The organism is Kribbella sp. NBC_00382 (genome assembly GCF_036067295.1).
Classification (GTDB): domain Bacteria; phylum Actinomycetota; class Actinomycetes; order Propionibacteriales; family Kribbellaceae; genus Kribbella.
This window is the reverse complement of sequence record NZ_CP107954.1, coordinates 5,403,534-5,424,110: the sequence shown is the minus strand read 5'-3', so window position 1 is coordinate 5,424,110 and position 20,577 is coordinate 5,403,534. Positions and strand designations below refer to the sequence as shown.

18 protein-coding genes and 1 tRNA gene are annotated in these 20,577 nt (G+C 68.2%); 10 read left to right on the top strand and 9 right to left on the bottom strand.

The window, feature by feature from the left end; all coding sequences use genetic code 11:
- Nucleotides 1–259 precede the first annotated feature (259 nt).
- From OHA70_RS26045 to OHA70_RS26035, 3 genes are all read right to left on the bottom strand, one after another.
- Nucleotides 260–331 (bottom strand) — tRNA-Val (locus OHA70_RS26045).
- Between the two features lie 33 nt (nt 332–364).
- The gene (locus tag OHA70_RS26040; protein ID WP_328322085.1) at nt 365–844 is read right to left on the bottom strand and encodes a peroxiredoxin; all 480 of its coding nucleotides are present in this window, start codon (nt 842–844) and stop codon (nt 365–367) included.
- A 7-nt stretch (nt 845–851) separates the two neighbouring features.
- Nucleotides 852–1,298 (bottom strand): DUF3052 domain-containing protein, encoded by a 447-nt coding sequence (locus OHA70_RS26035; protein WP_328322083.1) that lies wholly within the window; start codon nt 1,296–1,298, stop codon nt 852–854.
- A gap of 279 nt (nt 1,299–1,577) precedes the next feature.
- Here OHA70_RS26035 and aceE point away from each other — a divergent pair, with 279 nt between their 5' ends.
- On the top strand, nt 1,578–4,349 hold the full coding sequence (gene aceE, locus OHA70_RS26030) for a pyruvate dehydrogenase (acetyl-transferring), homodimeric type (protein WP_442913844.1): 2,772 nt from the start codon (nt 1,578–1,580) through the stop codon (nt 4,347–4,349).
- Between the two features lie 54 nt (nt 4,350–4,403).
- Here aceE and sfnG read toward each other — a convergent pair whose 3' ends face one another.
- A complete protein-coding gene (gene sfnG, locus OHA70_RS26025) occupies nt 4,404–5,513 on the bottom strand; it encodes a dimethylsulfone monooxygenase SfnG (protein WP_328322081.1) in 1,110 nt (369 codons plus the stop codon).
- The gene (locus OHA70_RS26020; RefSeq protein WP_328322079.1) at nt 5,513–6,724 is read right to left on the bottom strand and encodes an acyl-CoA dehydrogenase family protein; all 1,212 of its coding nucleotides are present in this window, start codon (nt 6,722–6,724) and stop codon (nt 5,513–5,515) included. The genes sfnG and OHA70_RS26020 overlap by 1 nt, the downstream gene beginning before the upstream one ends.
- Before the next feature lie 181 nt (nt 6,725–6,905).
- Between OHA70_RS26020 and OHA70_RS26015 the strand changes: the two genes are divergently transcribed.
- Nucleotides 6,906–8,369 carry a peptide MFS transporter gene (locus OHA70_RS26015; RefSeq protein ID WP_328322077.1) on the top strand — a complete coding sequence of 488 codons (1,464 nt, stop codon included), beginning with the start codon at nt 6,906–6,908 and terminating at the stop codon, nt 8,367–8,369.
- Nucleotides 8,370–8,442: 73 nt separating this feature from the next.
- A complete protein-coding gene (locus tag OHA70_RS26010; RefSeq protein WP_328322075.1) occupies nt 8,443–9,000 on the top strand; it encodes a hypothetical protein in 558 nt (185 codons plus the stop codon).
- A gap of 35 nt (nt 9,001–9,035) precedes the next feature.
- Here OHA70_RS26010 and OHA70_RS26005 read toward each other — a convergent pair whose 3' ends face one another.
- From OHA70_RS26005 to OHA70_RS25995, 3 genes are read right to left on the bottom strand one after another with little or no spacing between them, the layout of a single operon-like run.
- Nucleotides 9,036–10,091: a pirin family protein gene (locus tag OHA70_RS26005; RefSeq protein ID WP_328322072.1), complete on the bottom strand. Its 1,056-nt coding sequence runs from the start codon at nt 10,089–10,091 to the stop codon at nt 9,036–9,038.
- 10 nt (nt 10,092–10,101) lie between these two features.
- Nucleotides 10,102–11,151 (bottom strand): PHP domain-containing protein, encoded by a 1,050-nt coding sequence (locus tag OHA70_RS26000; protein ID WP_328322070.1) that lies wholly within the window; start codon nt 11,149–11,151, stop codon nt 10,102–10,104.
- A 39-nt stretch (nt 11,152–11,190) separates the two neighbouring features.
- On the bottom strand, nt 11,191–11,760 hold the full coding sequence (locus OHA70_RS25995; RefSeq protein ID WP_328322068.1) for a TetR/AcrR family transcriptional regulator: 570 nt from the start codon (nt 11,758–11,760) through the stop codon (nt 11,191–11,193).
- 47 nt (nt 11,761–11,807) lie between these two features.
- Between OHA70_RS25995 and OHA70_RS25990 the strand changes: the two genes are divergently transcribed.
- Nucleotides 11,808–12,956, top strand: a complete 1,149-nt coding sequence (locus tag OHA70_RS25990) for a GDSL-type esterase/lipase family protein (protein ID WP_328322066.1) — start codon at nt 11,808–11,810, stop codon at nt 12,954–12,956.
- Here the strand turns inward: OHA70_RS25990 and OHA70_RS25985 are convergent.
- Complete coding sequence (locus OHA70_RS25985; protein WP_328322064.1) at nt 12,946–14,160, bottom strand: MFS transporter; 1,215 nt, start codon at nt 14,158–14,160, stop codon at nt 12,946–12,948. The two genes, OHA70_RS25990 and OHA70_RS25985, sit on opposite strands and share 11 nt — an antisense overlap.
- 104 nt (nt 14,161–14,264) lie before the next feature.
- Between OHA70_RS25985 and OHA70_RS25980 the strand changes: the two genes are divergently transcribed.
- From OHA70_RS25980 to OHA70_RS25955, 6 genes are all read left to right on the top strand, one after another.
- Nucleotides 14,265–15,188 carry a LysR family transcriptional regulator gene (locus tag OHA70_RS25980; RefSeq protein ID WP_328322062.1) on the top strand — a complete coding sequence of 308 codons (924 nt, stop codon included), beginning with the start codon at nt 14,265–14,267 and terminating at the stop codon, nt 15,186–15,188.
- Nucleotides 15,189–15,317: 129 nt separating this feature from the next.
- A complete protein-coding gene (locus OHA70_RS25975; protein WP_328322060.1) occupies nt 15,318–16,532 on the top strand; it encodes a PucR family transcriptional regulator in 1,215 nt (404 codons plus the stop codon).
- Nucleotides 16,533–16,611: 79 nt separating this feature from the next.
- The gene (locus OHA70_RS25970) at nt 16,612–17,802 is read left to right on the top strand and encodes an acyltransferase domain-containing protein (protein ID WP_328322058.1); all 1,191 of its coding nucleotides are present in this window, start codon (nt 16,612–16,614) and stop codon (nt 17,800–17,802) included.
- Between the two features lies 1 nt (nt 17,803).
- Complete coding sequence (locus tag OHA70_RS25965; protein ID WP_328322056.1) at nt 17,804–18,802, top strand: beta-ketoacyl-ACP synthase III; 999 nt, start codon at nt 17,804–17,806, stop codon at nt 18,800–18,802.
- A 98-nt stretch (nt 18,803–18,900) separates the two neighbouring features.
- A complete protein-coding gene (locus tag OHA70_RS25960; RefSeq protein WP_270131318.1) occupies nt 18,901–19,149 on the top strand; it encodes an acyl carrier protein in 249 nt (82 codons plus the stop codon).
- A 146-nt stretch (nt 19,150–19,295) separates the two neighbouring features.
- Nucleotides 19,296–20,531 (top strand): beta-ketoacyl-[acyl-carrier-protein] synthase family protein, encoded by a 1,236-nt coding sequence (locus tag OHA70_RS25955; protein WP_328322051.1) that lies wholly within the window; start codon nt 19,296–19,298, stop codon nt 20,529–20,531.
- Nucleotides 20,532–20,577 lie beyond the last annotated feature (46 nt).

The following is a 20,577-nucleotide window of genomic DNA, read 5'->3' as shown; positions in this document are numbered from 1 at the left end:
CCGGGGAGCACCGAGGCGCCAGTCAGTAGGCGACCCACGAACACGTGCCTCCCCAACTGGACGGAGCCGGGCTCAGGGCATGCCCGTCTCGCTGGTATCGACAGAAAGCCCCGTTGCCGGCGCCGCGCGAAGAGGGTGACCGAGTGGTCCCGGTGCGTCATCGCGTGAGCCGACGAACGGGAACCTTACCAGCCGAAATGTGACCTGGCCGAAGCAGTTCCGGCAGCTGACTGTTAAGAAAGTCAGCAGGGATGAGGGGTGGGCGCTGAGGGGATCGAACCCCCGACATCTTCCTTGTAAGGGAAGCGCTCTACCGCTGAGCTAAGCGCCCTCGTTCCGCCGGGTGAAAGGCGGAGCGGAAAGTCTAACCGAGATCGGGGCGAAGACTTGCCAACGCCTCCGCGTACTCGTCCGGGTCGCGGGCCGCGCCGATCTCGTTCACCACCGACCAGCGCACGAGGCCGGCCTGGTCGACCACGAACGTCCCGCGCAGAGCGCAGCCCCGGTCGCTGTCGAACACCCCGTACTCCGAGGCGATCGCACCGTGCGGCCAGAAGTCGCTGAGCAGCCCGAACTCCAGCCGTTCCGCCTCGGCGTACGCGCGGAGCGTGAACATCGGGTCGCACGAGATCCCCACGAACTCCGCGCCGGCCAGCAGCTCGGGCCGGTCGCGGAGCGCGCCGAGTTCGCTCGTGCACACCCTGCTGAAGGCATACGGGTAGAACACCAGGACGACGTCGCGCCGGCCCCGGTACTCCGAGAGCCGGAACTGCTCGCCGTGCTGGTTACGGGCGGTGAAGTCCGGTGCCTGGCTGCCGACCCGAGGGACGACGACGCCAGTCACCGTGCAGTCACTTCCTGACCTTGGGCGACTTCGGCAGCACCAACTTCGTCGCCGACCAGTCCGGGGTCGCGCTCAGGCTGCTGGTGGTCTGCATCCCGGCCGTCGGCGCCGCCTCGGCGATCTCCGCCGCGTCGACATAGCCCTCCCGGCCGACCTTGGGAGTCATCAGCCAGACGGCTCCGCCGGCCTTCAGGTCGGTCAGCGTCTCGAACAGGGCGTCGACCAGATCCCCGTCGTCCTCACGGAACCAGAGCAGGACGACATCGACTGCGTCGTCCGGGTCGTCGCCGGTGAATTCCTCACCGGTCAGTTCCACGATGGCGTCGCGGAAGGCGTCGTCACAGTCGTCGTCGTAGCCGAGCTCCAGCACGACCGTGCCGCTCTCGAAGCCGAGGCGGCTCGCCATGTTCGGCTCGCCGCTCTTGCCGTCCGCGTGGTCCGCGGTCGCGCTCACGTGTCCTCCTCCGTCGTCCCCGGTGTGCGGGGGTAGGCGTCAGTAGCAGTAGTCCATCGTGGCCTACCGCGTCGCGCAAGTATGCACGAGGGTTCCGTGGCGTGTCCGGTATCCGCATGTCGGACACGGCGCGTGTCCGGTAGGACCCACCCGATCAGGCGAGATCGGGGGAGGTTGTGGAGGCCAGGTAGAACGCATTCCGGTCAGGTGACAGGATTACCAGTGCTCCGATCACTCAGCACTGGAGTAGGACCGACTAGACAGACAGGCAGGACACCCGTGGCTTCCGGACACGAACCACCAGCCATCATCACCGAGGGGATGCCCACCCAGCTCCCCGACATCGACCCCGACGAGACCCGCGAGTGGGTCGAGTCGCTCGACGCCGTGCTGGACGAACGCGGCAAGGCGCGAGCGCGCTACCTGATGCTCAAGCTGATCGAGCGAGCCCGGGAGCGACAGGTGGGGGTGCCCGCGCTGCGGAGCACGGACTACATCAACTCGATCCCGCCCGAGCGCGAGCCGTGGTTCCCCGGTGACGAGCACATCGAGCGGCGGATCCGGGCCTTCATCCGGTGGAACGCCGCGGTGATGGTCAGCAAGGCCAACCGCAAGGGCCTGGAGGTCGGCGGCCACATCGCCACCTACCAGTCGGCGGCCAGCCTGTACGAGGTCGGCTTCAACCACTTCTTCCGGGGCAAGGACCACCCGGGCGGTGGCGACCAGATCTTCATCCAGGGCCACGCCTCCCCCGGTATGTACGCCCGCGCCTTCCTCGAGGGCCGGCTGACGGCCGACCAGCTGGACGGTTTCCGCCAGGAGGTCTCCCGCGGCCCGCACCAGGGCCTGTCGTCGTACCCGCACCCGCGGCTGATGCCCGACTTCTGGGAGTACCCGACGGTCTCGATGGGTCTGGCGGCGCTGGACTCGATCTACCAGGCGCGCTTCAACCGGTACCTGCACAACCGCGGCATCAAGGACACCAGCGACCAGCACGTCTGGACGTTCCTCGGTGACGGCGAGATGGGCGAGCCGGAGTCGCTCGGCGCGATCGGCCTGGCCGCCCGCGAGGAGCTCGACAACCTGACCTTCGTGGTCAACTGCAACCTGCAGCAGCTGGACGGCCCGGTCCGCGGCAACGGCAAGGTGATCCAGGAACTCGAGGCGTACTTCCGCGGCGCCGGCTGGAACGTCATCAAGGTGGTCTGGGGCCGGGAGTGGGACGCGCTGCTCGCGCAGGACCACGACGGCGCCCTGGTGAACAAGATGAACACCACCCCGGACGGCCAGTTCCAGACCTACTCGGTCGAGTCCGGCGAGTACATCCGGAACAACTTCTTCGGCGGCGACCAGCGGCTGCAGGCGATGGTCCGGAACCTGTCGGACGAGGACCTGCGCAAGCTGCCCCGTGGTGGGCACGACTACCGCAAGGTCTACGCGGCCTTCAAGAGCGCCAAGGAGCACGTCGGCCAGCCGACCGTCATCCTGGCCCAGACCGTCAAGGGCTGGACGATCGAGGCGCTGGAGGGCCGCAACGCGACCCACCAGATGAAGAAGCTCACCTCGGACGACCTGAAGACCTTCCGCGACCGGCTCTACCTGCCGATCGAGGACAAGGACCTCGAGGACGCCTACAACCCGCCGTACTTCCACCCCGGCAAGGACTCGCCGGAGTACCAGTACATGATGGAGCGGCGTTCGCAGCTCGGCGGCTTCCTGCCCGAGCGCAGGGTCCGGCCGAAGACGCTGAAGCTGCCTGGTGACGACGTCTACAAGCCGCTGGCCAAGGGCAACGAGAAGACGCCGGTGGCGACCACGATGGCGCTCGTCCGGCTGTTCCGCGACCTGATGAAGGACCCGGAGATCGGGCACCGGATCGTGCCGATCGCCCCGGACGAGTACCGGACCTTCGGAATGGACTCGATGTTCCCGACGGCGAAGATCTATTCGCCGCACGGGCAGACGTACGAGGCCGTCGACCGCAACCTGCTCCTCGCTTACAAGGAGTCGGAGAAGGGTCAACTGCTGCACGAGGGCATCAGCGAGGCCGGCGCGATGGGCTCGATGATCGCCGCCGGTACGGCGTACGCGACGCACGGCGAGCCGATGATCCCGTTCTACATCTTCTACTCGATGTTCGGGTTCCAGCGCACCGGCGACCAGCTCTGGGCGCTCGGCGACCAGCTCGGCCGCGGCTTCCTGATCGGCGCGACCGCGGGCCGGACGACGCTGACGGGTGAAGGTCTGCAGCACGCGGACGGCCACTCGCCGCTGCTCGCCTCGTCGAACCCGGCGGCCGTGCACTACGACCCCGCGTTCGCCTACGAGGTCGCGCACATCGTCAAGGACGGCCTGCGCCGGATGTACGGCTACGGGCTGGACAAGGACAAGCCGTACGGCGAGGACGTCTTCTACTACCTCACCGTCTACAACGAGCCGGTCGCGCAGCCGGCCGAGCCCGCCGACCTCGACGTGGCGGCCCTGCTCAAGGGCATGTACCGCTTCAACGAGTACGAGACGGCCTCGGGCGACGACGTACCGCGGGTCCAGCTGCTCGGCTCGGGTGTCGCGCTGCCGTGGATCCGCAAGGCGCAGCAGATCCTCGCCGAGGAGTACTCGGTCGCCGCCGACATCTGGTCGGTGACGAGCTGGAACGAGCTGCGTCGCGAGGCCATCGCGGTGGAGCAGTACAACCTGCTGCACCCGGACGAGGACGAGCGGGTCCCGTTCATCACCTCGCAGCTGAAGGACACCAAGGGCCCGGTCGTCGCGGTCAGCGACTTCATGCGCGCGGTCCAGGACCAGATCTCCCGCTGGGTGCCGAACGACTACACGTCGCTGGGTACCGACGGCTGGGGCCTGGCCGACACCCGTGCGGCGGCTCGCCGGCACTTCCAGGTGGACGCCGAGTCGATCGTCGCCGCCGCCCTGGAGGTCCTCGCCAAGCGCGGCGAGGTCAAGCGCGAGGTCGCCGCCGAGGCTGCCCGCAAGTACCGGATCGACGACCCGACCGCGGTCGCCGGAGTCAAGCAAGAGGGCGCCGGCGCCTAGTCAGCTCCGGACACAGCGAAGCGGGCCACTCCGACAGGGGTGGCCCGCTTCTTTTCACACCGTAGCGAGTTCCAGCTCGGGTTGGGCGGCGGCCGCTTCGAGTTCTCTGACCAGCGGGAGGACCCGGCTGCCGAAGTACTCGATCTCCTCCTGGAAGTGGAGGAAGCCGGCCAGGATGAGGTCGACGCCGCGGCGCCGGTAGGCGACGATGCGTTCGGCGATCTGCTCGGGCGTGCCGATCAGCTGGGTGCTGAAGCCGTCGTTGTACTGGACCAGGTCCTCGAACGACGAGTCCGCCCACATCCCCTTGCCCTCGGGCGACGACGCGCCGGCCTGGGAGACGGCTTGACGGAACCCCTCGACGGCCGGCTTGTTGGCCTTGGCAACGATCTCGCGGAGCACCTCGCGCGCTTCCTTCTCGGTGTCCCGGGCGATGACGAACCCGTTCAGCCCGAACTTCACCTCCCGTCCGGCCGCCCGCGCGGTCCGCCGGACGTCGAGCAGCTGCTCGGTGACGCCGTCGAAGTCCTTGCCGTTGGAGAAGTACCAGTCGGAGTACTTGCCCGCGTTGTCGCGCGCCGCGGCCGAGTTGCCGCCCTGGAAGAGCTCGGGAACCACCAAGGGCTTGGGTTTCAGCGTGAAGTCGCGGAACCGGTAGAAGTCACCGGCGAACTCCACGTCGTCCTCGGTCCAGATCTTGCGCAGTACCTGCAGGAACTCCGCCGACCGCCGGTACCGCTCGTCGTGCTCCAGCCACGGCTCCCCCAGCGCGGTGAACTCTCCCTTGAACCACCCGCTGACCACGTTGACCGCGAACCGCCCGTTGGACAGGTGATCCGCCGTCGCCCCGAGCTTCGCCAGTACGCCGGGTTGCCACAACCCCGGATGAACCGCCGCGATCACCTTGAGCTTTTCGGTTGCCAGCAGCAACGCCAAACTGAACGTGGTCGACTCGTGCTGGTACTCCGCGCCGTAGCTGGCCATGTAGCGAACCTGGCTCAGCGCATACTCGAACCCGACTCGCTCAGCCGTCTGCGCCAGCAACTTGTTGTACTCGTAGTCCCAGCCGGTCCGCTGCTCGATGTCGCTGGTGACCAGGCCGCCGCTGACGTTCGGCACCCAGTACGCGAACTTGGTCTGATCCGACACCCGCTCCGTCGTCATCAGGAGTACCAGGTCGGCTCGGGCAGCTCGCCGGTCAGCAGGTGCCGCCCGACCTCGCGCCGCTTATAGGCGACCGGATCGTGCAGGGTGTGCGTCCGCACGTTGCGCCAGAACCGGTCAAGCCCCTCCTGCGATGCCGTCGACCGCGCCCCCGTCACCTCGAAGATCCGGTTCGTCACCTCGAGCGCCACCTCAGTCGCCCGAGCCTTCACCGCCGCCACCCGTACTTCGTGCTCGCCACGCTGCTCGGCAGTCACGTCCCAGGCGTTCTCGTGGATCCGTTGGCCCTCCAGCGCGACGGCATCGGCGAGTGCCTCGACGGCCCAGAGTTTCGCCTGCAGATCGCCGTACACGTCAATGACATAAGGCTCTTCGGCCGCCGTCGAGTAACCGCCGTGCAGCCAGGAACGGCTCTTCTCCCGAGTGTAGGTGAGCGCTGTTTCCAGCGCGCCCCGGGCGATGCCGAGGTAGAAATTCACGAACACGAGCTGGATGGTCGGGACGTTCAGGGTGTTGTAGACGCGCGGCTCGAAGGTCTTGCCGACGAAGCCGGCCGCTTGGTCCCAGCCGACGCGGACATGGTTGAGGCTCACACTGCCGCTCTCGGTCAGCCGCTGGCCGAGGTTGTCCCAGTCGTCGTGGAAGGTCAGCCCCTCGATGTCCGACGGCACGATCGCGAAAACATGCGTCCCACTGTCGAGCAGAGTTCCTTCGAGCACGGTGACGTCGGAGACCTTGCTGCCGGTCGAGAAGCTCTTGCGGCCGTTGAAGACGATCGTGCTGCCCTCGTCGGCCACCACGACATCGGAGTCCCGCGGGTTGACCGCTCCCCCGAAGAACCACTTGTTCTTGGTGGCTTCCGCCTCGACGTGCGCGATCTGTTCCTTCGTACCGACCAGCCGCGCGGCCCAGAACCAGAGCAGGTGATAGCCGAGGAGTTGCCCGATCGACCCATCGGCGGTGGCGACCGTCCGGATCACCTGGTACGCCGTCGGCCAGGTCTGCCCACCACCGCCGTGCTCGGTCGGCCCGAGCAGCGTGACGAGCCCGGACTCCTTGAGCAACCGCACTTCGTCGTACGGCGTGGCGCCGGCCCGGTCGCGTTCGACAGCGTCGACGGCCAGGATCGCGGCGACCTCGGCGGCCCGCTGGATCCATTGCTCGGGCGTTGTCGGGGTGATGGTGGAAAGTGCATGTGTCTCGGTGCTCATGGAAGGGTCCTCGTTCCGGGTGTGGGGGCTGATGGCTATTACCTCAATGTCTATGAAGTTACTGGACATTTACGCTCCGTCGACGGCGTCTCAACCGCTGGACACTCCCCGACTGGTCGTTGGCAAAGCCAACCGACTACCGTCAAGGGCAAGGTTTTCGAGTGACAAGGAGTAGCCGAGCGTGTCGGGAACGCAACAGGTGGAGTCCGAGGAGAAGCAGTTCTTCGGGCATCCGCGAGGGTTGATGACGCTGTTCACCACCGAGTTGTGGGAGCGGTTCAGCTACTACGGGATGCGCGCGATCCTGCTGCTCTACCTGACCGACAAGGCGCACGGGCTCGGGCTCGGGGAGTCGCTCGGCCAGGCGGTCGTCTCGATCTACGGGGCGTCGGTCTACCTGCTCTCGGTGCTCGGCGGCTGGTTCGCCGACCGGGTGTTCGGGGCGCGGCGGACGGTGCTGTACGGCGGTACCGTGATCGTGGCCGGGCATCTGTGCCTGGCGATCCCGGTCGAGGGGCTGGCCTACGTCGGTATCGCGTTGGTTGCCCTCGGCACCGGCTTGCTGAAGCCGAACGTGTCGACGATGGTCGGCAGTCTGTATGCGAAGGACGACAGCCGGCGCGACTCGGCGTTCTCGATCTTCTACATGGGGATCAACATCGGCTCGTTCAGCGCGCCGTTCGTGGTCGGCTTCCTGCGCCGGAACTTCGGCTTCCACGTCGCCTTCGCGGCGGCCGCGGTCGGTATGACGCTGGCCTTGATCGCGTACCTGCTCGGCCGCCGCACGCTGCACGGTCGCGGCGACACCCCGCCGAACCCGCTCACGGTCGAGGACCGGCCGACGATGATCAAGATCACCGTCGCCGTGCTGGCCCTGCTCGGGATCGTTTTCGCCTTGTCCGCTTGGAGTTCCGGCGGCGTCGGGCCGAAGCCGGTGGTCGACGCGATCTCGTACCTGTGCTTCCTGGCGCCGATCGCGTACTTCACCATGCTGCTGCGCAGCCCGTTGGTCGAGCCCGACGAGCGCCGCCGGGTGCGGGCGTACATCCCGCTCTTCATCGCGGCGATGCTGTTCTTCATGGTCTTCGAGCAGGCCGCGACCACGCTGACCACCTTCGCCGCTGACCGGACTCGTCTCGAGGTGCTCGGCATCTCGATCACGCCCGAGTTTTTCCAGTCGGTGAACCCGTTCAGCATCATCGTGCTGGCGCCGGTGTTCGCGGTGATCTGGATCAAGCTTGGCGACCGCGGTCCCAGCATCGGCCAGAAGTTCGCCACCGGCCTGCTCTTCGCCGGCATCTCCTTCGCGGTGATGTCGCTGGCGTCGTCGGTCGCGGGAGAGTCTTTGGCGTCACCGCTGTGGCTGGTTCTTGTTTACGTCATCCAGACGCTCGGTGAGTTGTTCCTCTCCCCCGTCGGCCTGGCTGCGACGACCTTGCTGGCACCGAAGGCGTTCACCAGCCAGATGATGGCGCTGTGGTTCCTTGCGCCGGCAGCCGGACAGGCGATCACCGCCCAGCTCGTGCAGGCGACTGAAGGCTCCTCGGACACCGCCTACTTCGGCGGCCTGGCGATCGTCACCATCGCCTTCGCGATCGTCCTCTACTTCCTAGCCCCTTGGATCCGCCGCCACGCGGGACGCTGACCCCTCTCCGGAGGGAGCCGAATCCCTTTGCGGAGTGAGGACCTGAGCCGCCTGGCCCGGGATGCTCGGTGTCATGACCGAGCATCCCGTACCACGCTGGGCCTACCGCCTGGCGCATGTGATCCCGCTGTTGACGCTGCCGTCCGGGCTGTGGCGGCTCGGCCTCGTCGCCGGGTCGTCGATGGGGATGCTGGATGACAACCGGCGGCCGGCGCAGGTGGAGAGCGTTGGCCAAGGCGTCTACATCGTTTGTCTGACGCTGTTCTCGGAGGCGGTCGCACTGACTGCCTTCGGGATGGTCAAGGGGTGGGGTGAGGTGGTTCCGCGGTGGATTCCGTGGATTGGTGGGCGGCGGGTGGCGCCGTACGCCGCGATCATCCCGGCGACGCTCGGTGGGCTGGCGCTGATCGCGATCTGGACCTATGGCTTCCGGGACGTCTTCAGCCGCGACTTCATCCCGTTCTCGAGTGACGCCGCGGCGGCGTTGATGATCAGTTGCTATGCGCCGCTGCAGCTCTGGGGTCCCGCGCTGCTGGTACTCACCTGGGCCTACTGGCGGCGCCGGACCGCCAGCACTCACCAACCTCCCTCGGGGCACCCGGTTTCTGCCTCCCCGCGCTCAGCCGACTGAGCCTGCGCGGGGTTGGTGTGTGGTGGCGGTCCGGGCTAGCGGGAGCGCGGGCGGGGTTTGAGGCGGGTGGCCGGCAGCGGCGGTGCGGGGAGGGCGTCGCCGTCGTAGCCGGGGACGGCGGGGAAACGGTCGGTGCCGTGGGCGTCGATCGAGGCCATCCAGTCGTTGCGGGCGGCAACGATTTCCTCGTGGGAGCGGCCGATGAAGTTCCACCACATGACGAGTTGCTCCTCGAAGGGCTCGCCGCCGAGGAGGAGGAAGCGGGCGTCGCCGGTCAGGTCGATGGCTTCGCGGCCGGCGCCTAGGTAGAGCATCTCGCCGAAGCCGGCCGTAAGGTCGCCGGTGGTCAATGAGCCGGCGACCACCAGGACGGCGTACTCGAAGGCTGGAGTGAGCGGGATGGTGACGACGCGGCCCGGGTCGGTGGTGGAGCGGCCGGCGTCGGTGCGGCCGGAGTCGTCGGGGCGGGCGGCGTCGAGTTGGATGTCGGCGCCGACGAGGGGGGTGTACGCGGGTGCCGGTGAGGTGATGCCGGCGACCGTACCGATCATGACCGTGCCGTGAGCACCGTCGAGGTCGAGCGTCGGCAGGTCGGCGTAGGCATTGAAGTGTGGGGTGACGGTGGTGCGCTGGGAGTCGGGGAGAGCGACCCAGAGTTGGGCGCCGTGGAGCATTGGTGGGCCGTCGGGTAGCGAGACCTCGGAGTGGGCGATGCCGTTGCCTGCGGTCATGATGTTGAGTTCGCCGGGGCGGACCATCGCGTGGGAGCCGGCGCTGTCGCGATGCTCGATCTCGCCCTCGAACAGCCAGCTCACCGTCTGCAGGCTGGTGTGCGGATGCGGCGGCACGAGCATGCCGCGCTCCCCCGGTACGTCGTACGAGTCGACGCGGGCCGTCAGGTCATCGGGCCCGTAGTGGTCGACGAAGCACCAGGCGCCGACCATCCGGCGGTTCTTGTTCGGCAGCAACCGCCGTACCTTAGTCGTCCGCCCGAGTACGACCTCCCGGGCCTCGAGCCGCTCGACCACCGGCCCCTCGGCGCCCTCGCCACCACACACGCCTTCAGTGGGATGCTCGTCCAGGTTGCTCATGCTCCGAGTATCACCCGGCGGCCCACTCCAGCAGGGCCGGGGCGTCCCAGGTGTTGATGACGCGGTCGGCGGGGACCTCGCATTCCTCGGCTCGTTCGCAACCGTAGATCTGCCAGTCGAGCTGGCCGGGCGCGTGGGCGTCGGTGTCGATGGAGAAGACGCAGCCGGTCTCCACCGCCATCGACAGCAGGCGGCGCGGCGGGTCGAGGCGTTCCGGCCGGGAGTTGATCTCCACGGCGGTACCGAACTGCTTGCAGGCTTCGAAGACCACCTCGGCGTCGAACTGCGATTCCGGGCGGGTGCCGCGTTCGCCGGTGATCAGGCGGCCGGTGCAGTGGCCGAGTACGTCGACGTGCGGGTTGGCGATCGCGCGCACCATCCGCTCGGTCATCGCCTCCGCCTCCATCCGGAGCTTGGAGTGCACGCTCGCCACCACGATGTCGAGGCGGGCGAGGATCTCGCTGTCACAGTCGAGCGAGCCGTCGTCGAGGATGTCGACCTCGATCCCGTTGAGGATCGTGAACCCGTCGAGCTCGTCGGCCAGCTTCTTGTTCAGCTCGGCGACCACGTCGAGCTGTTGCAGCCGCCGCTCGCGGGACAGTCCGTTGGCGACGGTCAGCCGCGGCGAGTGATCGGTCAACGCCATGTACTTGTGGCCGAGGCCGGCCGCAGTACGGGCCATCTCTTCGATCGGGCTGCCGCCGTCCGACCAGTCGGAGTGCAGATGCAGATCCGCCTTCAACTCGGCGCGGAGGCTGGTACCGGCACCGGCCGAGGTCAACTCTCCCGCCGCCGTCTCCAGCTTCACCAGGTACGACGGTGTCTCGCCGTCCATCGCCTCGATGATCACGGCCTCCGTCTTCGGCCCGATCCCCGCCAGCTCGGTCAACGTCCCGGCCCGCCGCCGCGCCCGCACCTCAGCCGCCGGCAACCCCTCGATCGTGTCCGCCGCCCGCCGATAAGCCTTCACCCGATGCGTAGGCTGCCGCTCCCGCTCGAGGAAATACCCAATCTGCCGCAACGCCTCCACCGCAGCCTCAACACCCGCCCGATCACTCATCCCCCCATCATGCCGCCTCCCACGGACAAGCAACCTCAGCTAGTCCTCGGGCCAGTTGGACAGCAGGGTGTGGAGGGCGGATAGGGCTATTTGCCAGGAGGTGGTGGTGGGGCGGGGGGTGTGGCGGAAGGAGCCTTGTAGTTCGAGGGTTATGTAGCCGTGGAGGGTGGCGCCCAGGAGGCGGATGGCGTCGATTTGGGCTTCGGGGGTGAGGTCGTAGGCGTGGAGGATGGCGCGGGTGAGCTCGGCGTGGCGGCGGGCGGGCGGAGCGGCGGGGCCGTCGGCGTCTAGGTCTTGTTGCATGGCGGCGTACCGGCCGGGGTGCTGAGTGGCGTAGTCGCGGTAGGAATTGGCGAAGGCGGAGAGGGCGTCTTTGCCGGAGCGGCCGGCCATGTTGGCTGCCACCTGGTCTGCCAGTTCCGTGAACGCGAGGGCGGCTACTCGGGCTCTGAGGTCCTTCGCGTTCTTGATGTGGGAGTAGAGGCTCGCGTCCTTGACGCCGAAATGGCGGGCCAAGGCGGAGACGGTGACGTTATCGAAGCCGATCTCGTCGGCCAGTTCGGCCGCCGCCTGGGTCAGGCGGTCGGCGGTCATTCCCACGCGCGGCATACGGCTCCTCGGATATCTATTTGCCTAGGACCTCTAGGATAGTACCTATGAGTCCATGGATCACCACCCCGATCGATCAGCAGCTCGTCCGAGGAGCGGTCGAGCTGGAGCACACCCAGTACGGCGTACTGCCGCATCGCCTGCCCGCCTGGGCACGGGCCCAGACCAGCGACGGCCAGATCGCGATGGTCGAGGCGCAGCCCTCCGGAGTACGGCTCGCGTTCCGGACGACCGCCACCGCGATCGAGCTGGACGTACTACCGACCAAGCTCCGGTACGCCGGTGCGCCCGCGCAGCCTGATGGCGTCTACGACCTGCTCGTCGACGGCAACCTCGCGGCCCAGGCGAATGCGTTGGGCGGGAACGTCTTCACCATCGACATGACGACCGGGTCGACCGAGTTCACGCCCGGCCAGCCGACCACGGTCAGCTTCGTCGAGCTGCGACCCGGCGACAAGGTCGTCGAGATCTGGCTGCCGCACCGCGAGCGCACCGAATTGGTTGCCCTGCGCACCAATGCCCCGCTGGAGCCGGCGACCAGTGACAAGCGGATCTGGTTGCATCACGGCAGCTCGATCAGTCACGGATCCAACGCGGACAGCCCGACCCAGACCTGGGTGGCGCTGGCTGCGGCCCAGGGCGGCGTCGAGCTGTCCAGCCTCGGCTTCGGCGGCGGCGCACTGCTCGATCCCTTCACCGCCCGGACGATGCGCGACCTGCCGGCCGACCTGATCAGCGTGAAGATCGGCATCAACGTGGTCAACGCCGACCTGATGCGGCAGCGGGCGTTCGGGCCGGCGGTCCACGGATTCCTCGACACCATCCGGGACGGGCATCCGACCACGCCGTTGCTCGTCATCTCGTCCATCTACTGCCCGATCCACGAGGACACTCCCGGGCCGGGCGCACCGGACTTCGTCGACGGCAAGGTGCAGTTCAAGGCGACCGGCGATCCGAACGAACCCGGCCGCCTGACGCTCAACTGGATCCGCGAGGAGCTGGAGAACCTGACGGCGGCGAGGGCGAAGGACGATCCCAACCTGACCTACCTCGATGGGCGCGAACTGTACGGCGAGAAGGACTTCGCCGTCCGACCGCTGCCCGACCAGCTGCACCCCGACAACGCGACGCACCACGAGATGGCGAAACGCTTCGCCGGCCACGCGTTCGGCGTACAGGGCCCGTTCAGCGCGTAGAACTGACGAGCGCTCGCCGGGGAAGCAGCAAAGGCGTTGCCAGGATCAACAATCCGGCAACCAGTACCGCGATCCGCGGGCTGGTCACGGCGGCCAGCACTCCCCACAGGGCGGTCATCACTGCGATGACCGCCTTGCTGGAGATCGACCAGGCCGACAGCGTCCGGGCAACCCGATCGTCAGGCGTCTCGGTCAACCGGTACGCAGCGAACAACGGCATGAAGATCCCCATGCAAGTGATCAACCCAAGCTCCACCGCGATGACCGTCACCAGCCCAACCAGCCCCGGCTGGACGAACACCAGCCCAACCAGCCAGACAGCCCGCAGCCATCCCGTCACCATCAAGACGCGATGCGACCCGAAGCGATCAGCCAACGGCGCCGACAACCGCGACCCGATCAGCCCACCGATACACGGCAGACCAAAGGCCAACGCGTACTGCCACGGCGCGAACCCGAGCTCCCCCAGCATCAGCACAGCCAGCAGGGGCGCCGTCGCCATGATCAAGCCACTAGTCAGTACGCCGTTGAAGAACAGCAACCGCAACGACGAGTGCTCGAGGATGTACCGCCAGCCGTCCAGCAGATCCGCCACCCGAAGCCGCTCACCCCGCCGCACGGGCGGACTCTCCCGCAACCGCATCGCCCGCACGCTTACCGCCGAGAACAGATAGCTGACCGCGTCGACGACCACCGTGATCACCGGCCCGAAGAACCCGATCGACGCGCCGCCCAACGGCGGCCCGATCATCGTCGCCGTCCAGGTCGTCGACTCGAACCGGCCGGTCGCCACCACCAGCTGCGACCGCGGCACGACGGCCTTCATCACCGCGCCGGTCGCGGCAGTGAACGCATTGTCGGCCGCACCGACCACGACCGAGACGACCACCAGCTGGACGAAGCTGAGCCAACCGAGCCAGTACGCCAGCGGGATGGTCGCCAGGGCGGCGAAGCGCACCAGATCCATCCCGATCATCACCGGTACCTTCCGGCGGAACTCCACCCACGGCCCGAGCGGCACCGCGACCACAGCCCCGACGGCCAGACCCGCAGCCGCCAGCAACGACACCTGGCCGGGCCCGGAATGCAGTACCAGGATCGCGATCAGTGGGAACGCGTCGAAGGCGAACCAGGTGCCGACCGTGCTCACGGCGTACGAGGTCCACAACCAGCCGAACTGCCGCCCCAACCCGCGCTCACTCACCGGAGGATCAAACCGCGTCACCCTGCCCCGCCTCAAACAACCGCCGATCCGGCGAGCCACAACCCGGCGTTGTGCGGGACCTCGGAGGCTGTAGAACAGACGGCGTGGATCTCGACGCCGTCCGTACCTTCGTCGCGGCCGCGTCCGCAGGCAAATTCCAGGAAGCCGCCGACGACCTCCGAATCACCCAGCAGGCCGTCTCCAAACGCATCGCTGCCCTCGAGAAGCACCTAGGCGTCAAGCTCTTCACCCGTACTGCGCGTGGCGCCCAGCTCACCCTCGACGGCCAGACGTTCCTCCCCCACGCCCAGGCACTCCTGCACGCTGAGCAGCAGGCGCTCGCGTCGGTGAAACCCGGCAACCGCCCACTGCGCGTCGACGTGATCGGCGGCTTCCTCGCCCCCGCCGTCCTGGTCCGTGACTTCCACCGCGAACACCCGACGGTCGCCCTCGACATCGTCAACCTCCCCAACGGCGCCGCCGCCATCGAAGCAGTCCGCGAAGGCACCATCGACGCCACCTTCCGAGCCCTCCACAATCCGATTGATGCCCGCCTGAGCAGCGTGCGGGTGTTCGACGAACCGCTCCAACTCCTCACCGGACCGGCCCACCCCCAAGCAGACGCCGCCGCACTCAGTCCTACGGATCTGAAGGGCCAGAGCATCTGGATGCCCGGCAACATCGCCGGCACCGAGTGGGCCGCGTACTACGACGACCTGGCCGCCGAGTTCGGCTTCACGATCGACACGGCCGGACCCAACTTCGGCCTCGACGCCATGCTCGACGCGATGGCCGAGCAACCCGACCGCGCCACCTTCGTCGGTGAACTTACCCGCTTCCGCTGGCCGACCGACTACGACCTCCGCCGCATGGACCTCCACAACCCCACCCCCGTCTACCCCCACTCCCTCATCTGGCGCACCACCAACCCCCACCCCTCCCTCACCACCCTCCGCACCCACCTCCTCCACACCCGCCATCCCACCCCGCCCCCGACCTGGCCGGCCCCTCCCCATTTGGGTGGTTAACCCCTCAGCTTGTGGGTTGTCACCCCTGATTCCGGGGTGGCAACCCACCATTTGAGGGGTTAACCACCCAAATGTCGTGCGGTGGGGTGGGGGCCATCGCCGACTGACTGCCCGACGTATGGTCGGGGCGTGGCGACCAAGCGGAGGATCAGCGCGCATGAGGCGCGGGCGCTTCGGTTGCAAGGGGCGACCGGGGCGCTGGCGACGGCCGCGATCGCTGCGATGGACGAGAAGCTGCCGTGGTTCGGCAAGTTGTCGGCGCAGGATCGGTCCTGGATCGGGCTGGTCGCGCAGTCCGGGATCACCGCGTTCGTCGACTGGTTCCGCGATCCCGAGGCGCACTCCTCGATGCCGACCAGGATGTTCGGGTCGGCGCCGCGTGAGTTCACCCGGGTCATCTCGCTGCATCAGACCGTCGATCTGCTCCGCACCACGATCGAGATGATCGAGCAGACGATCGGCGACCTGCTCCCGGCAGACGACGTACCGGCCGTCCGCGAGTCGATGCAGCGGTACGCCCGTGAGGTCGCCTTCGCCGCCGCCACCATCTACGCCCAAGCCGCCGAGATGCGCGGTGCCTGGGACGCACGCCTCGAAGCACTCGTCGTCGACTCGGTCATCCGCGGCGAGGCCGACGAGTCGGTACGATCCCGCGCCTCCGCCCTCGGCTGGACCGGCACCAGTACCACCGGAGGCACCTCGTCGGAGGTGGCCGTGGTCGTCGGGCGGGCCCTCGAGGCCGAGTCCGGCAGCGCGAACGTGGCGGACGCAGTACGGCATGCGGCCCGTGAAGCGGGAGCCGACGCCCTGTGCGCGATGCAAGGCGACCGGCTGGTGGTGGTACTCGGTGGTACGAGCAAACCTGTCGAGATCGTACAAAAACTGGCGGGCTGGTTTGGACCCGGACCGATCGTCGTCGGGCCGGTCGTGAAGGACCTGATGTCGGCCGTCACGAGTGCCCGGGCAGCCGTCGCCGGCCTCCGCGCGGCACCCGCCTGGCCGGGCGCTCCGAGGCCGGTCCAGGCCGACGAACTGCTACCCGAGCGGTCGCTGTCCGGCGACGGTCATGCCCGCCGGCAACTCGCCTCGGACGTCTACGGCCCGCTCACAATGGGCGACGGGGTACTGCTCGACACCGTTTCGGCCTACCTTGACTCGGGCGGTTCGATCGAGGCGACGGCCCGCGCGATGTTCATCCACGCCAATACCGTCCGGTACAGGTTGAAGCGTGTGGGCGAACTCACGGGCTACCTGCCGTCGAATCCCCGCGACGCTTTCACGTTACGTGTCGCACTGACCCTCGGGCGCCTGCTCAACCCGGAGCCCGGATCCGCGTTTTTGTAGGAACCCTACAAAGTCCTGCGGGTAGAATTCGTGCTGCTTTGTGCTCCACGATCCGGCTGCCTCAGGGAGAGTTGTTCTCGTGCTCGTCATCGCTGCGCCCGGACAGGGCGCCCAGACCCCAGGATTCCTCGAGCCGTGGCTGGCCGACCCCGTCTTCGAGAACCGGCTGAACTGGCTGTCGGCCGTCGCCGGTCTCGACCTCGCCCACTACGGCACCAAGGCCGACGCCGAGACGATCCGGGACACCGCGATCGCCCAGCCGCTGCTGGTCGCCGCCAGCATGCTGTCCGCGCTGGCGCTGTTCCCGCACCCGGGCGACTCCTTCGAGAAGATCGGCGCGCTGGCCGGCCACAGCGTCGGTGAGATCGCCGCCGCCGTCGGCGCGGGCGTCATCACCGGTGAGCAGGCGATGGTGCTGGTCCGCGAACGCGGCAAGGCGATGGCAGCCGCGTCGGCGCTGACCCCGACCTCGATGACCGCTGTGCTCGGCGGCGACCGCGAGGAGATCCTCGCCAAGCTCGAGAAGTACGGGCTGACCGCCGCGAACGACAACGGCCCCGGCCAGATCGTCGCCGCCGGTACGGTCGAGGAGCTGGCAGCGTTCCAGGCCGACCCGCCGGAGAAGACCCGGCTGATCCCGCTGTCAGTGGCCGGCGCCTTCCACACCAAGCACATGGAGCCGGCCGTCCAGACGCTGGCCGGTTACGCGCGCTCCATCACCACGCACGACCCGCGCACCCGGCTGATCTCGAACCGTGACGGCCAGATCGTGCACGACGGCCGCGACGTCCTGCGCCGGCTGGTCCAGCAGGTCAACGCGCCGGTCCGCTGGGACCTGTGCATGCAGACGATGGCCGACCTGCAGGTCACCGGCATCCTGGAGATGACCCCGGCAGGCACGCTGACCGGGATCGCCCGGCGCGCGCTCAAGGGGGTCGAGGTGTTCGCGCTGAAGACGCCGGACCAGCTCGACGACGCCCGCGCGTTCGTGGACAAGCACGGCAGCCCGTCCGAGATCAACGCGTCGCCGACCTGGCGGCTGCTGGTCTCGCCGATGAAGGGCACCTTCACCCGTGAGGGTCAGATCACCCGCGAGGCGGGCGACACCGTCGAGGCCGGTGAGGTGGTCGCGCTGGTGAAGAGCCTGCGCGACGAGGTCGAGGTCCGCGCGCCGCATGGTGGCAGCGTGGTCGAGTGGCTGGTCGAAGAAGGCGACCCCGTCGCCCCTGGACAGCCGCTCGTGCGGCTGCACCCGAGTGGAGTGAACTGACATGGGCGGACAGATCGCAGAGTCGACCGGAGCGGCGCACGCCGCAGTACTGGGCCTCGGCTCGTACCGGCCGCGCAGAGTGGTGCCGAACTCGGAGATCCTGGAGCAGATCGACTCCAGCGACGAGTGGATCCAGACCCGCTCCGGGATCAAGGAGCGGCGCTGGGCGTCCGAGGACGAGACCATCCTGATGATGTCGACGAACGCGGCCAAGGAGGCCCTCGCCGACTCCGGTATCGACCCCGCGCAGATCGGCTGCGTCATCACCGCGACCGTCACGCACCTGTACCAGACCCCCGCGATCGCGACCCAGATCGCCGTCGCGGTCGGCGCCCCGACGGCTGCCGCGTTCGACGTGTCGGCCGCCTGCGCCGGGTTCTGCTACGGCATCGCGATGGCCAACGACCTGGTCCGCGGCGGCAGCGCGAAGTACGTGCTGGTGATCGGCGTGGAGCGGCTCAGCGACATCACCGACCGGACCGACCGCGGGACGGCGTTCATCTTCGCCGACGGCGCCGGTGCGGCCGTGGTCGGACCGTCCGACGAGCCTGGCATCGGCCCGGTCGTCTGGGGTTCGGACGGCACCCAGCACCTGGTGATCAGCCAGAAGGAGTCCTGGGTCGAGGCACACGGCAGCTACCAGTGGCCGAACCTCACGATGGACGGCAACCCGGTCTTCCGCTGGGCGTCCTTCGAGATGGCCAAGACCGCGCAGCAGGCGCTCGACGTCGCGGGCGTGAAGCCCGAGGACCTCGACCTGTTCATCCCGCACCAGGCGAACATGCGGATCACGGACGCGATGCGGCGCACGCTGAAGCTGCCGGACAGCGTCAAGGTGGCCCGCGACATCGAGCGGCAGGGCAACACGTCGGCCGCGTCGATCCCGCTCGCGATCGCCACCATGCGCGAGAACGGCGAGGCGAAGAGCGGGGACCTCGCGCTCATCATCGGCTTCGGCGCGGGACTCACGTACGCCGCTCAGGTGGTCCGGCTCCCGTAGTACGGGACGTAGTAGCCCATAGTTGTCCGGGGCGGCTCAGGTGGCCGACTCCGGTTCGCAGTACCGACAGAGCACGTAGCTGAAAGGGAAACACACAGATGGCCAGCACCGAAGAGATCCGCTCCGACCTCGCCGAGATCGTCAACGAGATCGCCGGCATCCCGGTCGAGGACGTCCAGCTGGACAAGTCCTTCACCGACGACCTCGACGTCGACTCGCTCTCCATGGTCGAGGTCGTCGTGGCCGCCGAGGAGAAGTTCAGCGTCAAGATCCCCGACGACGAGGTCAAGAACCTGAAGACCGTCGGTGACGCCGTCGCGTTCATCGAGCGCGCGCAGAACGGCTGATCGAGTCCCTTCAGGATTCGATCGTGCTGGCAGCCGTCGCGGGCTCACCGGACCTCAGAGTCCGGTGAGCCGCCGCTCCAGCAGCCCCCGCCGGTACGCCGTACCGGTCTCCCCCACTCGCTGACACGCCGAAGGATGAGGTAACCATGTCGAAGACCCGAGTCGTCATCACCGGGCTCGGAGCGACGACCCCGGTCGGGGGCGACGTCGCCAGCACCTGGGAGGCGCTGCTGGCCGGCAAGTCCGGGGCGAAGCTGCTCACCGCCGACTGGGTCGAGGAGCTGCCGGTCAAGATCGCCGCTCCCGCCGCTGTCGAGCCCACCGAGATCATCGAGCGGGTGAAGGCCCGCCGGCTGGACCGCAACGCGCAGTTCGCCGTCGTCGCCGCCCGCGAGGCCTGGGCCGACTCCGGCCTGGCCGACGTCGAGCTGGACAAGACCCGTCTCGGCGTGGCGATCGCCACCGGGATCGGCGGCCTGATGACCACGCTGGCCAACTACGACCTGCTGCAGAAGGGCCCGCGCCGGGTCTCACCGCTGGCGATCCCGATGCTGATGCCGAACTCGGCGGCCGCCAACGTGGGTCTCGAGCTGGGCGCGCTGGCCGGCGTACAGACTCCGGTATCGGCCTGCGCGTCGAGCAACGAGGCCATCTCGCTGGCCGCCGACCAGATCCGTCTGGGCCGCGCCGACATCGTCGTCGCTGGTGGCGCCGAGGGTTCGATCGCCGGCCTGCCGCTGGCCGCGTTCGGCCAGATGATGGCGCTGAGCAAGCGCAACGACGACCCCGAGCGCGCGTCCCGGCCGTGGGACGTCGACCGCGACGGCTTCCTGCTCGGTGAAGGCGCCGGTGTGCTGGTACTGGAGTCGTACGAGCACGCGGTCGCCCGTGGCGCCAAGATCTACGCCGAGTTCGCAGGCGCCGGCATCACCGCCGATGGCCACGACATCGTCCAGCCGGACCCGACCGGTTCGGGCGCCGAGCGCGCGATGCTGCAGGCACTGCGCGAGGGCGACCTGGCCACCGGCGACATCGTGCACATCAACGCGCACGCGACCTCGACCCCGGCCGGTGACGTCGCCGAGGCGATCGCGATCCGCAAGGCGCTCGGCAAGGTCGCCGACACCGCCGTGGCGACCGCGCCGAAGTCGATGATCGGCCACCTGCTCGGCGCGGCCGGAGCGGTCGAGTCGATCGCCACCGTGCTCGCCCTGCACCACCGGCTGGTACCGCCGACGATCAACCTGGACAAGGTCGACGACGGTGTCGAACTCGACATCGCGACCGAGCCGCGCAAGCTGGCTGACGGGGACATCGCGGCACTGAACAACTCCTTCGGCTTTGGCGGCCACAACGTCGCCCTTGCCTTCAAATCAATCTGATGCAGTAAGTCGGTCTGATTCACGACGGGCCGGGGCTTTCCGCCCC

What these genes read in the sequence shown, in the direction of transcription:
- OHA70_RS26000 (WP_328322070.1), bottom strand. Translation starts at nt 11,151, where the DNA reads ATGAGTGATCGGGCGGGTGTTGAGGCTGCGGTGGAGGCGTTGCGGCAG.
- OHA70_RS26020 (WP_328322079.1), bottom strand. Translation starts at nt 6,724, where the DNA reads ATGAGCACCGAGACACATGCACTTTCCACCATCACCCCGACAACGCCC.
- OHA70_RS25960 (WP_270131318.1), top strand. Translation starts at nt 18,901, where the DNA reads ATGGCCAGCACCGAAGAGATCCGCTCCGACCTCGCCGAGATCGTCAAC.
- sfnG (WP_328322081.1), bottom strand. Translation starts at nt 5,513, where the DNA reads ATGACGACGGAGCGGGTGTCGGATCAGACCAAGTTCGCGTACTGGGTG.
- OHA70_RS25990 (WP_328322066.1), top strand. Translation starts at nt 11,808, where the DNA reads ATGAGTCCATGGATCACCACCCCGATCGATCAGCAGCTCGTCCGAGGA.
- OHA70_RS26010 (WP_328322075.1), top strand. Translation starts at nt 8,443, where the DNA reads ATGACCGAGCATCCCGTACCACGCTGGGCCTACCGCCTGGCGCATGTG.
- OHA70_RS25995 (WP_328322068.1), bottom strand. Translation starts at nt 11,760, where the DNA reads ATGCCGCGCGTGGGAATGACCGCCGACCGCCTGACCCAGGCGGCGGCC.
- OHA70_RS25955 (WP_328322051.1), top strand. Translation starts at nt 19,296, where the DNA reads ATGTCGAAGACCCGAGTCGTCATCACCGGGCTCGGAGCGACGACCCCG.
- OHA70_RS26005 (WP_328322072.1), bottom strand. Translation starts at nt 10,091, where the DNA reads ATGAGCAACCTGGACGAGCATCCCACTGAAGGCGTGTGTGGTGGCGAG.
- OHA70_RS25965 (WP_328322056.1), top strand. Translation starts at nt 17,804, where the DNA reads ATGGGCGGACAGATCGCAGAGTCGACCGGAGCGGCGCACGCCGCAGTA.